The organism is Pseudoalteromonas sp. ECSMB14103, assembly GCF_000813065.1.
Classification (GTDB): domain Bacteria; phylum Pseudomonadota; class Gammaproteobacteria; order Enterobacterales; family Alteromonadaceae; genus Pseudoalteromonas; species Pseudoalteromonas marina.
In genome coordinates this window covers 1-13,597 of the sequence record NZ_JWGY01000008.1, presented here as the reverse complement: position 1 = coordinate 13,597, position 13,597 = coordinate 1, and the positions used below count along the sequence as shown (strand labels likewise).

12 protein-coding genes are annotated in these 13,597 nt (G+C 39.1%); 5 read left to right on the top strand and 7 right to left on the bottom strand.

Features of this window, described 5'->3' with window-relative positions:
- Nucleotides 1-109 precede the first annotated feature (109 nt).
- The 3 genes from RF53_RS13135 to groL all read left to right on the top strand — a co-directional run bounded on the left by RF53_RS13135 (nucleotide 110) and on the right by groL (nucleotide 2,683).
- Complete coding sequence (locus tag RF53_RS13135) at nucleotides 110-586, top strand: FxsA family protein (RefSeq protein ID WP_039037951.1); 477 nt, start codon at nucleotides 110-112, stop codon at nucleotides 584-586.
- Nucleotides 587-696: 110 nt separating this feature from the next.
- Nucleotides 697-984, top strand: coding sequence for a co-chaperone GroES (locus RF53_RS13130; RefSeq protein WP_006791252.1), 288 nt, complete (start codon nucleotides 697-699; stop codon nucleotides 982-984).
- 49 nt (nucleotides 985-1,033) lie between these two features.
- Nucleotides 1,034-2,683 (top strand): chaperonin GroEL, encoded by a 1,650-nt coding sequence (gene groL, locus RF53_RS13125; protein ID WP_006791253.1) that lies wholly within the window; start codon nucleotides 1,034-1,036, stop codon nucleotides 2,681-2,683.
- Between the two features lie 451 nt (nucleotides 2,684-3,134).
- Here groL and RF53_RS13120 read toward each other — a convergent pair whose 3' ends face one another.
- The 6 genes from RF53_RS13120 to RF53_RS13095 all read right to left on the bottom strand — a co-directional run bounded on the left by RF53_RS13120 (nucleotide 3,135) and on the right by RF53_RS13095 (nucleotide 10,051).
- Nucleotides 3,135-4,085, bottom strand: coding sequence for a hypothetical protein (locus RF53_RS13120; RefSeq protein ID WP_235420630.1), 951 nt, complete (start codon nucleotides 4,083-4,085; stop codon nucleotides 3,135-3,137).
- An 11-nt stretch (nucleotides 4,086-4,096) separates the two neighbouring features.
- Nucleotides 4,097-4,660, bottom strand: a complete 564-nt coding sequence (locus RF53_RS13115; protein ID WP_039037949.1) for a recombinase family protein — start codon at nucleotides 4,658-4,660, stop codon at nucleotides 4,097-4,099.
- 131 nt (nucleotides 4,661-4,791) lie between these two features.
- The gene (locus RF53_RS13110; RefSeq protein WP_039037948.1) at nucleotides 4,792-5,790 is read right to left on the bottom strand and encodes a bacteriophage abortive infection AbiH family protein; all 999 of its coding nucleotides are present in this window, start codon (nucleotides 5,788-5,790) and stop codon (nucleotides 4,792-4,794) included.
- Between the two features lie 141 nt (nucleotides 5,791-5,931).
- A complete protein-coding gene (locus RF53_RS13105) occupies nucleotides 5,932-7,224 on the bottom strand; it encodes a site-specific integrase (protein WP_039037947.1) in 1,293 nt (430 codons plus the stop codon).
- Nucleotides 7,225-7,613: 389 nt separating this feature from the next.
- Complete coding sequence (locus tag RF53_RS13100) at nucleotides 7,614-9,146, bottom strand: ABC-2 transporter permease (RefSeq protein WP_039037946.1); 1,533 nt, start codon at nucleotides 9,144-9,146, stop codon at nucleotides 7,614-7,616.
- The gene (locus tag RF53_RS13095) at nucleotides 9,146-10,051 is read right to left on the bottom strand and encodes an ABC transporter ATP-binding protein (RefSeq protein ID WP_039037945.1); all 906 of its coding nucleotides are present in this window, start codon (nucleotides 10,049-10,051) and stop codon (nucleotides 9,146-9,148) included. The genes RF53_RS13100 and RF53_RS13095 overlap by 1 nt, the downstream gene beginning before the upstream one ends.
- 843 nt (nucleotides 10,052-10,894) lie before the next feature.
- Between RF53_RS13095 and RF53_RS19530 the strand changes: the two genes are divergently transcribed.
- Together RF53_RS19530 and RF53_RS13085 are read left to right on the top strand one after the other, a co-directional pair.
- Nucleotides 10,895-11,050: a hypothetical protein gene (locus RF53_RS19530; RefSeq protein WP_200888053.1), complete on the top strand. Its 156-nt coding sequence runs from the start codon at nucleotides 10,895-10,897 to the stop codon at nucleotides 11,048-11,050.
- Between the two features lie 87 nt (nucleotides 11,051-11,137).
- Nucleotides 11,138-11,644, top strand: coding sequence for a hypothetical protein (locus tag RF53_RS13085; protein ID WP_039037943.1), 507 nt, complete (start codon nucleotides 11,138-11,140; stop codon nucleotides 11,642-11,644).
- A gap of 11 nt (nucleotides 11,645-11,655) precedes the next feature.
- On the opposite strand, the gene RF53_RS13080 is transcribed toward RF53_RS13085, so the two are convergent.
- On the bottom strand, nucleotides 11,656-13,122 hold the full coding sequence (locus tag RF53_RS13080) for a bifunctional ADP-dependent NAD(P)H-hydrate dehydratase/NAD(P)H-hydrate epimerase (protein ID WP_039037942.1): 1,467 nt from the start codon (nucleotides 13,120-13,122) through the stop codon (nucleotides 11,656-11,658).
- Between the last annotated feature and the right edge of the window lie 475 nt (nucleotides 13,123-13,597).

Sequence of the window (13,597 nt, the reverse complement as noted above, 5' to 3'; positions counted from 1 at the left end):
GTAGAAATCCAGTTAAATGACACCACCTACGCATTAACCTTGAAAAGAGACCTATTAACCCTCACTTATATTTCATCAACTCTTACGAGTACCTTATTTAGAGAGCATTATGTTTAGATTTTTATTTGTGTTGTTTATTATCATTCCTATTATCGAAATCGCCTTGTTAATTCAAGTAAGCGATGTAATAGGGGGTGTAGCGACTATTGCACTAGTGGTTATTACCGCAATTTTAGGCGCTAAGATGGTGAAACAACAAGGTATGGGCGCACTTCAAAATGCGCAAACGCAAATGGCGCAAGGCCAGATGCCTGCTAAAGAATTATTCACGGGAATATGCGTAATTATTGCCGGTGTACTATTGTTAACGCCAGGCATCATGACTGACGTTTTTGGTTTACTTTTATTAACCCCTGCAATTCGTAATAAATTAGCTGCAGGCCTTGCAAGTCAGGCAACCGTGAGAATGAGTGCGGGCATGCAACAAGGTCCTTCCCCATGCGCGCAACAACCGCACTCAATGCGTGACCAGCAACAAACCGAACAACCAACAACCATTGATGGTGAGTTTGAACGAAAAGATTAAAAATTTATCATTTTTTCTCTTGGAATTTTTTACTCTACCCCCATTAATAAATGCTAATTAGAAAAGCTTTTTTCTGTACTGTTCAGAAACTGTTAGGAGAACTAAAAAACATGAACATTCGTCCTTTACAAGATCGCGTAATCGTTAAACGTCTAGAAGAAGAAACAAAATCTGCTGGCGGTATTGTATTAACTGGCTCTGCAGCTGAAAAATCAACTCGCGGAGAAGTAGTAGCCGTAGGTAATGGTCGTATTTTAGATAACGGTGACGTTAGAGCTTTAGAAGTAAAAGCCGGTGACACTGTGTTATTTGGCTCATATGTTGAGAAAACTGAAAAGATCGAAGGTCAAGAGTACCTGATCATGCGTGAAGACAACATTTTAGGCATTGTAGGCTAAGCCTACTTTTCGTTTAACAAACATTTAAGAATTTAGAGGAATTTAAAACATGGCAGCTAAAGAAGTACTTTTTGCAGGTGACGCACGCGCTAAAATGCTAACTGGCGTAAACATCCTAGCAAACGCAGTTAAAGTTACATTAGGCCCTAAAGGCCGTAACGTTGTACTAGACAAATCGTTTGGCTCTCCAGTGATCACTAAAGATGGTGTATCTGTAGCAAAAGAAATCGAACTTGAAGACAAGTTTGAAAATATGGGCGCGCAAATGGTTAAAGAAGTTGCATCTAAAGCAAATGATGCAGCAGGCGATGGTACAACTACCGCTACAGTACTTGCACAATCTATTGTTAATGAAGGCCTTAAAGCAGTTGCTGCAGGCATGAACCCAATGGACCTTAAGCGCGGTATTGACAAAGCAATCATTGCTGCTGTTGCAGAGCTTAAGGCGCTTTCTGTTCCTTGTGCTGATACTAAAGCTATTGCTCAAGTAGGTACTATTTCAGCTAACTCTGATAAAGAAATTGGCGACATCATTGCAGAAGCAATGGAAAAAGTAGGCCGTAATACAGGTGTTATTACTGTTGAAGAAGGTCAATCACTAGAGAACGAACTAGATGTTGTAGAAGGCATGCAGTTTGACCGTGGTTACCTATCTCCTTACTTCATTAACAACGCTGAAAAAGGCGCAGTTGAATTAGATAACCCATTTATTCTACTTGTAGATAAAAAAGTATCTAACATTCGTGAGCTACTACCTACATTAGAAGCCGTTGCTAAAGCAAGCAAGCCACTATTAATCATTGCTGAAGATCTTGAAGGCGAAGCACTTGCAACGCTTGTAGTTAACAACATGCGCGGCATTGTTAAGGTATCAGCGGTTAAAGCTCCTGGTTTTGGCGACCGTCGTAAAGCGATGTTACAAGATATCGCCGTATTAACTGGCGGTACTGTTATTTCTGAAGAAATTGGCCTTGAGCTTGAAAAAGCAACAGTTGAAGACCTAGGTACAGCTAAGCGCGTTGTTATCACTAAAGACGATACAACTATCATCGATGGTGCTGGCGAAGAAGAAGGCATTACCGGTCGTGTTTCTCAAATTAAAGCACAAATTGAAGAAGCAACATCAGACTACGATAAAGAAAAACTACAAGAGCGTATGGCTAAACTTGCCGGCGGTGTTGCAGTAATTAAAGTAGGCGCAGCAACTGAAATTGAAATGAAAGAGAAAAAAGACCGTGTTGAAGATGCATTACATGCAACTCGTGCAGCGGTTGAAGAAGGCGTAGTACCGGGTGGCGGTGTTGCTCTAGTACGTGCAGCTAGCAAGCTAGTTGAACTACTTGGCGATAACGAAGATCAAAACCACGGTGTTAAAGTTGCCCTTCGTGCGATGGAAGCACCTCTTCGTCAAATCGTAACTAACGCGGGTGACGAAGCATCTGTTGTTATTAACGCAGTTAAAGGCGGCGAAGGTAACTACGGTTACAACGCAGCAACTGGCGAATACAATGACATGATTGAAATGGGTATCCTAGATCCAACTAAGGTAACGCGCTCTGCACTACAATTTGCAGGTTCGATTGCGGGTCTAATGATCACAACTGAAGCAATGGTTGCTGAAATCCCTAAAGAAGAAGCTGCTGGTGCCCCTGATATGGGTGGCATGGGCGGAATGGGTGGCATGGGCGGCATGATGTAATCATCACAACCCATATTAACCATTGATTTATAAGGGTTTATCCACTCTACGTAGAGACATATGTAGAGACATGGATAAACCCTTTTGTATATTAAGGTATACACTTGCCCTGCTTTCCTTTTCTAATTAGCAAATAAAACTACTTCTTCAGACCCTCTTTTAAATTATTTAGGTTAGCTCACTACATATATTAAGCCATAGGGGGGAGTGCTGGGGATGCTAAAGCACCTTTGCGATTGCATCGACTCACTACGCTAAAAAAAAGCGTGTTGATGCTTATCTATTTTTTGGCTTTTTAATACTCTAGAAATAGGATAATGGTCACCTCTTCAAATATTCTTTAAACCTGTTGTGTACACCAAGGAAACCACACTGTACACATGTGTACACTAGGCTCTATTTCCTTATAAAGACTATGTGCGGTCTTCCTTTGATGGCTATTCAACGACATCTAAAAGGCGTCATATGAGCTTTCAGGTATTGATACGCCATCCCAATTATCTGGCGCTTCTTCACTCTCTAACGTTCCTGCTTGCTCAAGCCATTTATCCCTTCTGGTAATGGAAATTCCAAGGGTAGAGCCTCTAGCAGTTTTACGTAGGGCTTCCCTAAAGTTATCTTCACCTACAGATTCTATTAGGCTATCTATCTTGGTATATGCCTCTTCTATTAGATAATGTCTGTATTCTTCATTATCCATATCCTTAGGGGTGTAGCTTTTTCCTGAGACAATATCAGAGAGCCTTCTAATCTTTGGAAACCCTCTTGCATCCCAAGTGGAGCTTTTAGCTGCCTCTGTATATCTATTCTCGAGGTTTTTTTGTAGCTGGCGGGTAAAACTATCAAGAGAGCTATAATCTTCCAGCTTACCTTGAATAGTTTCTGCACAAGCTCTAAGGGCTCTCATTACATGGTTTGCTTGTCCTCGACTGCAGCCAATAAGCTTTGTAAGCTCACTAACACTGTAATCATATTTTCCAGCTATTACTAATGATCTAAACTTAGACTGATTGACTTCGTCCTTAGTAACCCCTACACCATGCCCTTGGTTAACTTCTTGAGCCGCAAGGAAAGCATCTGTGTATGTTCTGTTTCTAACTAGCCTAGCTTTTACCCTAAAATCATCACATTTAGCTTTGTCCATGTACTCTAAGGGTGCACTAATACGATGAAAACCATCTATAACAAGCTTCTTTCCAGAAACCTCAAACACAGTTATTGCTTGCTTTATTCCTACTCCATTGTGAAGGTCGTCTAAGATTTCTTTTGATTGGCTCTCTTGCTTAAGCTCTTGAGCGCGTCTTGTATTCTTATCTCTAATTAAATTAGTGTCTCGCCCTTGCATTGCAGGGTCTAAAATCACTTCTCTTGGGTTAATGTCTATAAAACTACTATCAGACATGTATTGGTTCATTAAGGCTTCTCTATCGCTTCTAGAGCTCTTTGCACTGTGGAAAGGGAAACACCAACCTCTTTAGCTATTTTACGCAAAGATATACCCTGAGAGCGTAATAGCCTGATTTGCTGGTGGTTAGTCTTATTGGTAGGACGGCCACGGTATTTTCCAGCAGCCTTGGCTTTTTCGATGCCTTCCTGCCTTCTCTCTTGAATCATAGATAACTCGAATTGAGCAACTGCCCCCAACATACTCAGCATTAACTCAGACATTGGGTCAGAGCCACCAGCTTTAAAGCAGAGGCCTTCCTTATGAAACTTCACTTTGACCCCTCTACCATTCCAATCAGTAACAATTTGCTTCAAGTCTAAGAGGTTACGTGCAAGTCTATCAATGCTATGGATATGTACAGTGTCACCTTCCCTGATATATTCCTTTAGCTCATTTAAGGCTGGTCGTTGAGCAGAGCCGCCACTACATTTATCAACAAACTTTTTTGTAAAACTGATCTCTACGTCAGCAAGTTGTCGTTCCGTGTTTTGGTCTGTAGAAGAGACTCTCATATAAGCTATGTGTGCCAAATCCTGTACTCGTTTAATTCTAAGAGGCAGAAAATAATAATGTGGTCTTAATTTAAAGTAAACCCTAACAGGTACTGTTTGATCACGTTATGACCATACCTGTTTAGGTATACTTAAAAGAGTACAAAGTCTTAAAAGCTAAATATATTTGAATTGAACGTCACATAGACTTTATCTTTGATGCTCTCAGGGGCGTTGCGACCAAATATCCTCTCAATGAGTTCGTTTCTTCTTCTTTCTCCGCGAGCCGCATTAAGCTTTCTAATAGCTGGGTTATACTCAAATATTACTAGCCTAATATCTTTTTCTCGTACCTGATTCGCAATAAGTTCCCACCAAACTTCATCTGTTACACCTAGAGATGATCCAAATATACAAATCACGTCAGCTTCTTCTATTAATTTTTCGCAAGCTAGCTCGACCCCATGCCTTAAAACTAGGTTGCAATCAGGTTTTATAAATTGGTTTGTAATATCTGCATCATCTTGGAAGATTTCATTATGGATCTGAGAGCTGTCATTAACTCCCAATACCATATCAGTGTTTACTGACCCGTGGACATGGAACATAGAATTTAACACGTAATCTTTATTTCTAATGATCATCTTTTGCTGTATGTTCCAGTGCTCGTTTGATTCATCTTCCAACCCTAGAATCGTTTCAAAACTATTTGTATAATTAAAGTTAATTAGATTAAAAGCATTAGTACTTGATGAGAGGGTTTCATAAAAATTCTGGAGTTTAGCTCTATCTCTAGAGCCCATAAATCTCTCTGGCATAAACAAATGTTTGAGGAGGTTGCCTCTAAGGTTGTTTAAGTTTTTCTCTTGGGTACTTTTAAAATTTTGTTGTACGCTTTTCAAATACTCAGCAAGGTCATCTAAGATATTATCTATAAGTACGTCAAACTCATCAACGGAAGATACTTGCTGTAAGTATTCTCCCAGCGAGAGTTCTAAGTCCGACCACTTGTCAGTGCTATTCATCTCATCTGTTAAATGGTTTTTAAATTTTACCAGTACTTTATTTTCTGTGGGCTTTGTTAGGTAATAGTCGTAAAAATCTGAGTACCGCGTATGCAACCCTAAATTAATGTCAAAACCGTTCCCTGTTAGATAAACAGTATTCATAATCTTCTATTAGTCCCATATAATTTGCTGTTTTATCTTATATTAAAGAAAATTAATAAATTGTTCAGCTATTGTTCACTACTTTGTTAAACTTAACTCATGCACAAACAAAACATTTCATTATTTACTTGTATGTGAGCATTAATACAGCCAGTCCCTTTCTATAACTACAGCCGCTCTTTCAGCGTTTTCACAAAGCTTTCTCAATTCTTCACCTTTAGAGTAATAGCCATAAGTCATTGTCTTACCACCTTTATGACCTACAGCAAAAGCCGCACTACTTTCGTCTATACCAGCTCTTTGATAAGCCGTACTCATGTGCACCCTAAATGAATGAAATGTTCGACTTTTATCCTTCGTCACATTAGCTGATTTATAGTTACTAAAGACTCTTGAGGCTTGTTTACCATCCATTCCAATGATGCTTTGACCTACTTCAGAAGCCTCCAAACGCCTCTTTACGATGCCATGAACCCTCTTAGGAAGTGGAACAGTTCTAGTCGCTGATGCTGTCTTACCCTTTCTTATATATAACGCCATTAGCTCACCCTCGATATACACATCATCTTTAGTTACAGCACAAATTTCAGATATACGACACCCAGTGAATAAACCTAAATAAACGAGAGCTTTGATACCTTCATTTTCAGAGTCAGCCCAGCTAATTATTTCGCAAATTTCCTCACGACTGAATAGCTGCTTCTTTTCAATAGTCTTGTCTGCTTCATAATGAGTAAGTATGTGAGAGTCGAAAGGGTTCTCGCGTTTATCAATTTCTGCAATTCTCCACGCATGCTCGTAGATACTTTTCAATCTACTCAAATGACCCTTAACTGTACTTACTGCTACCTCCTGAATGAGTTCGTCTATAAAACTAATCACCTGCTTTCTTTCAATACCCATTAGCGGCATATCGTGTACGTTTAGGTGCCTCAAGAAACGACTAGCGGTAGACTTCATTTTGACTATAGTATCTTGGTTTCTATGTTTGTTTTTACGCAACCAATCATTAAGAGCTTCTCTCATGGAATAGGTATACTTTACAGGTATTGTCCCAGTCTTAACTGCTTTAGCTGCTTCTTGTCGTATCTCTGGGTGTTCTTCTGTTCCAACCAAAATAGAGTCTTCAAGCTGATAATATGGTTCATACCTATCACCCCTAGCATCGCGCTTTGCTTGCTCCAAGTTATTATAGAAGCTCATAAAGGTACTACGCCCACCATCAATAGCTTGTTCCTTTTGAACAGCTAACTGCCCTAACAAACTGTCTCTACGTAACCTAGCAGTCTTAATACAGCTCGTTTGAAGTGACTTTACGTAAATCTCTTTACCGTCATATAAGTGCCTAACTTCCTTAGGTATTCTTATTTGAAACATCCAGACATCACGATTCTTACGTTTTTTAAGGTATGTGTTATTACTAGCTTCTGCCATTGTTGAATATACCCAATAGTGGAGACCAATGTAGAGACAAATAATACCACAGCCCTTTATTTACAGTACATACAGAGGCTTAAGGCAGATTTGGAAGGCATGATGTAACAGATTTTTCTATTACCGCTTAATCTACTAAAATTTTTGAAAGCCCGAATAGCAATATTTGGGCTTTTTTATTAGCTATTTATGAATATCTAATAACAGTTTTGATATGTATTAATAGTGAACAAAGCGAAAGCTATCTTCCAGTCAAACCTATTACCTGCTTCACAACTCATCACTGCCGTTAGCAACTTTCCTATAAAGGACTGTTATTGGCTTATCAAACAATTCAACGTATCAAATACAAGCAAGAGATCTACAACGAACCCTACTATATACATAGATTAACGTGTGCTTTTGGCACTAACCGTTAACATGAGTAAGCTTATTGAAATAGCTACAAAATAATAAGGAACTCCGGCCTGCCAACTTGCTTGGCTATTAACACCAAAAAAATCGACATATAATGCTGTTTGAATTGGTCCTATGTACCAAAGTGCAGGATAAAGCACTTCAAACATCCGTTTTGTTCCAGTAAACGCGCCACAGAAATAGGCTAGCGATACGGTAAATGAAATGGCGATAATCAATTGGACGAGTAACAACCACTCAGCACTTCCAGTAAAGCGGATAACGCTGCCCATGCTTGCTAAGACTAATAATATCGAAGCGGCACAATAGCAGGCCAAGCTTTGTAAAATAGATGATTGTTTACTGTAAGTAACTAACTCTACAGTATTCGCTTGTTTTTCTAATTGCCCTAGTTGAGAGATCACCAAAACACACCATAACCACGAAATAGGTAAAACAAGGCTAACAAGCAAATCTTGACTGATAAACAATTGAAAAATATTTAACACCAGCAAACCGATAAACCAATACACTGAATGACCTTTGAGTATTAATTTTAACTCTAATCGTAATAAGCGAGTAAAAGAAAAATGCTTGGTTAAAGCAACAAAGAAAATATCAAGTAGGTCAGTCACTCTAGCTTTTAAGGTGAAATTCAACCATGAAGATTGCTTATTTTCAGGTGTTGAATTTTTGCTAAAACGGTCAAAAAATATAAACGCTAATGCTAAACAACTAAGACAAATAAAAAGTAAAGGCAGGGCACCCCATAGGCTGGCTATTGTCGGCTCTATTCCTTGCCAAACGAAAGTGTTTATCTCATCTGCTGCATTAGTGATACTTACCCCTATATTTGTATCACCTTGCTGTAATGGAAAACGTTCGGCAACTTCTGCATCTAAATGATCGAGTAATGCTCCAATCCCAGACACGCTTTCAATGGTTTGAACAATGGAGCCAATCCATAAGAAAAAATAAACGACGTTGCCTAACCCGCCTTTAAGCCATTCAATTGACTCAAACATTATCGCGATAGCGGCAATTGTTAATAGTATTGGCAAGACAAAAACTACCTGAGGCCATATCAACGCCCAAAGATTTATTTGATAACTTTCACCATAATAAATCTGAATCAAAATACTACTCAGTAGCATAACCAGCACAATAGAAACCAAAATAAGTACACTCGCGCACCATTTGGCTAATAAAAAAGTCAGTTTACTAATAGGAGTGGCTGCGATGAGCTCTCCCGTCATTGATTGTCGGTCTAATTCAAGCGCATTTTTGACCAGATAAAAACAGATAATCGGTAAAAATAAAACGTTCAACATCGCTAGGCATACACCAAGCCAAGCGCTATTGTAGATGCCACGATAACCATTAATCACTAGCGTTTGATAATGGGCATCAGGGGAAGGGAAAAAAAGTAATGTTAATACCGACATCGCCAGCAGTGTTACTACAAAGCTTTGCTGGCGGGTTCGTTGTTTAAAATCAGCAGTGATGCATTGCCATACTTGAGTCATTAACTTGCCCTCGCATAGGCAGTTTGAACTTGTCGGTTGCTGGTAAAATAAAGGTAAGCATCTTCTAGAGTCGGTGGTCTTGAAATGGCTCTTGCATCAGGGCAGAAGTCAGCAACAATATTTAGTTCAACCTTAGATTCTTTCCGCACGCTATGGCTTACAATGAATTCATGCTGGATATGTTTAAGTTCACTGAAATTGACCGTTAGTTGCCAGCATTTATTGGCGACTTTATCTTGAAGTTTACTTGGTGATTCTGATTGAATTAAATGGCCTGAGTGCATAATCACAATGCGATCGGCAATTGATTCAACATCTGCCACTATATGCGTAGAGAATAAAATACAACGTTCACCTGCCAACTCGGTTAATAACTGACGAAAATTAGCACGTTCGTGTGGATCTAGGCCAACGGTTGGTTCATCAATAATCAGTAACTTGGGATCATTAAGTAGAGCCTGCGCAATACCAATACGCTGTTTCATACCGCCAGAATATCCCTTTAGTGACATATGCGCAGCATGCGTTAGGTTGAGTTTATGAAGTAAATCTTCAATTATGTGATCTGCGGTTGATTTATCTAATCCTTTTAAGCTAGCAATGTACTGCAAAAACTCGATACCAGATAACTGATCATAGACGCCAAAATACTGTGGCAAGTAGCCCAATTCGTTCCTCAATACTTGAGGTGACTTAATAATGTCTTGCCCTTGCCAGAAGATGTTTCCTTGGGTTGGTTTGGTAATCGTTGCAAGAATTCGCATCAGGCTAGATTTTCCTGCACCATTTGGACCTAACAAGCCCAAAATTCCCGGCTCAACTTGCAGCGACAGTGATTTGATTGCAAACTTAGTTTTTTTGCCACTCTGATATTGATGGTTAAGTGATTGAATATCCAATAACATTGTACTTCCCTTATAAATCAAGATTCAATTACTGAGCAAAAATAACGCCATCAATAACTCCTTTAAATTCAATGAATTAAAAATTCAACAACTTAAGTAATAAAAATAAATGGTGAATTTAACTAACTATTGGTGAAATAAGAATAAGTTATGAACAAAATAAAATTCATTTCTCATAGCAATCAATTAAGTCCGAAGTTAACTAAACCGCCCAAACTGATTATCTTAAGAAAAAGAGTAAAGGCGATGTAGTAAGCCATGTTGTTGCCGTTTTAAATGTCCATTTTTTAGGAATAATGAATACGGTGAAACAAACTAAAGCGCACTGAATGGTCATCACAAGACAACTTTTTGACCGGCAGCAATATGAGATTAGCGGACTATTTATTTAGAAGAATATACTTCTTAGCTAGAACTGCTTAGGAACCGAATAAAACGTTATTCACACTAAATAAACTAGTAAAATTTCTACAATTCAGACGGTTAACCATGGTTTCGAGGTGGTAGGGTATAAAGTGGGGTATCACTTATTTTCCCATGTAACGAATTTAATAAAAACATGTGGATAAACTCTATATGGGCGGCATGATGTAATCATCACCGTTTAAGCACCTCGCTTATATAAAACCCAGCCTCAGCTGGGTTTTTACTTTTTAGTACTTTTTTTATTGTTATTGTTCAATTTACCCTCAAATAGTAATAACGTATAAATTAAAAAACCACACCATGGACATACTTAACAGTAATGGAATTACTTTCATCGCAGTGCTTGTAACCCTAATATCTGCATTGCTGCTTTTAATAGTTTGCCTTTTGTTAAAAATGATTACTTGGGGTAAAAGTATGTCGACAGGGGCATATTTATTTTTAGCTTTTTTTCCGCTTATTTCCCTGATGCCTATTCCGCCACCTACCTACGAAAATGTTCAAAAGGCGAAGCAAGAGCAGCGTAAACTTAAGGAAGACTCAGGCGACCCGCCGGATGAAGAAATGGAATAAATGATTACGTTTATTAGCTAACAATAGACAAGTGCTTGCGAAACGCTGTACATTTATTATTAAATAATTTATGAAGTTAATTACTAAATGCAGCAACGTAAAAAATTTAAGAACCCTTACATAGGGCTAAGAAAAGAGGATTTTGTTGAGTTAGTTGGTAGTGAAAAAGAATTACTTACGGCCGAAATTGAACTGGCCGACAGTAAAGGTGAGTCACTCGCTTACTTTAGAATCGATGGCGATTTTTTCTATGATGATATTTACTATTCGGCTGATATATTAGTTCCGAAAACACACTGGTTAGGCTCTCACGATGTAAATCAAAAAAAACTCTGGATTGCTGTTATTTACAACGTACCTTACGGTGAGTATTTAGATGCAGAGTTTGATTTTAACAAAGTTGATGACCCTAACTTTGGGGTAGTAAAACCTGTATTGGTTAGTGAGCTGAATGAAAATGAGCTCGCCTATGAAAAAATTACACGCTTGGAAATGATTGCCAATATTGAAAAAGCAGCGACTGAAGATAAACTCCTTCAGGCGGAAAAAGAGCTCATTCTGACCAAGCTTTTAAGCAAAGTGACTAAACACTAATCTAATAAAAGTCAGTTTAACAGCTGTCTCACTATGCTAAATAAATCGGAGGGTAGCATACCTCGCTGCCCCTCTCCCTCACTGGCGATATCACCGGCTTTAGCGTGCAGTGTTACGCCATATCGCGCTGCTTCATCAATATTTAAACCTTGAGCCAGTAAGGCACCAATAATACCAGTGAGTACATCGCCACTACCACCCACGGCCAGTGCCGGATTGCCGTCTTCACACACCCACGTGTTCTCTGCATTATCAATTAAGGAGCCTGCACCTTTTAATACGCAAGTCGCATTATAGCGCTTTGCACACAGTCGGGCATTTTCAAATCTATTAGATTCAATTTCCTGAGTCGTTACACTTAATAGCCTGGATGCTTCTCCTGGGTGCGGTGTAAGTACACATTGCTTTACTGTGTACGATGAGGCTTGCTTGGCTAATAAATTTAGCGCATCGGCATCTATGACTAATGGCATTTTATTATTTTGGCAAAATTGCATTACTTCATCAAACGTTTGTTGTGCCCATTCGTCCTGCCCAAGCCCTGGCCCTATTACTACGCAGCTAGCCCACTCAAGCGCTTCTTTTAGATTAGTACTGGTTACCATTAATTCTGGCCTACCAATACTTACAGGCACTACAGAACTTGAATGTGTATACACTTTTACCATACCCGCACCTGCTCTAAGTGCGGCCTCGCTGGATAATCTAATTGCGCCAGCCGTCCCCTCATTACCACCTACACAGAGGAGTTTACCATGAGTTCCTTTATGGCTATTTAGGTTACGCGCACCAAGCTTTTTAAAGCTCTTAATATTTATAAGTGTGCCGCTTGAAGTAGCGAGCTCAAAAAATGCAGGTCCAATATTTAGATCGTCAAATATTAACTCCCCGCAATGTTGTTTACCTATAGCCGTTGTTAGCCCCTGCTTAATACCAACAAAGGTTATTGTTTTACTTGCTTGTATAGCAATACCTAAAGGTTGGCCAGTATCAGCGCTGATACCTGAGGGTACATCTATACTCAATACAGGTTTATTACTGGCGTTAATTTCATTAATAATTTTAGCAAAATTATCGCGAACCGAGCTTGTGATCCCTGTACCTAGCATTGCATCTATAATTAAATCACTTCGGTTTAATAACTCACTCGTATAAGCATTAACTTCACCGCCTTCATCACGCCATAACTTAAACGCTTTTGCAGCATCTCCTGTTAATGCTTTTTTAGGATTAACGGCACACAAAGTTACTCGCTTACCCGCTTGCTTAATTAGGGTCGCGGTAATATAAGCGTCCCCAGCGTTATTACCATGTCCTACAACAACTAACGTATGCTCAGCATTAAAGTCTTGCCAAGCGTTGAATGCAGCGTGCCCAGCGCGCTGCATGAGGGTAAATAACTCACAATGGCTATTTTTAGCAGCTAGTGCCTCGTTATCCCTAACTTCTTTTGCAGTAAATATTAGTTTATTTAGCATGAAGACCCCTCTAATAAGTGACACCCTACCTTATCAAATACACATATCGAGCGGCTAGTTTTGTGAGCTTTTAATCGAGGTAAGTTCGTTTATTCAAACGTACTAAAGATCACATTTTTATCCGGGTCAGATAACTGAAAACTAATCACTTTTGTTCAGGTATTAAAAACTTAAACGCTAAATATTACTCATTGAACGTTGCTACAAAGCACCTACGCCTGAGGTAAATGCGCCACCTTCACGTGAGGCAAATTGCAGGCATTAAAAAACCCGAGACTAAGCTCGGGTTTTTTTAGTATTAATTAACTTAAACGCTAACTATTACTCGTTGAGCGTTGCTACAAAGCACCTACGCCTAAGGTAAGAGCGCCACCTTCACGTGACGTAAATTGCAGGCATTAAAAAACCCGAAACTAAGCTCGGGTTTTTTTAGTATTAATTAACTTAAACGTTAATTATTACTCTACGATAGTTG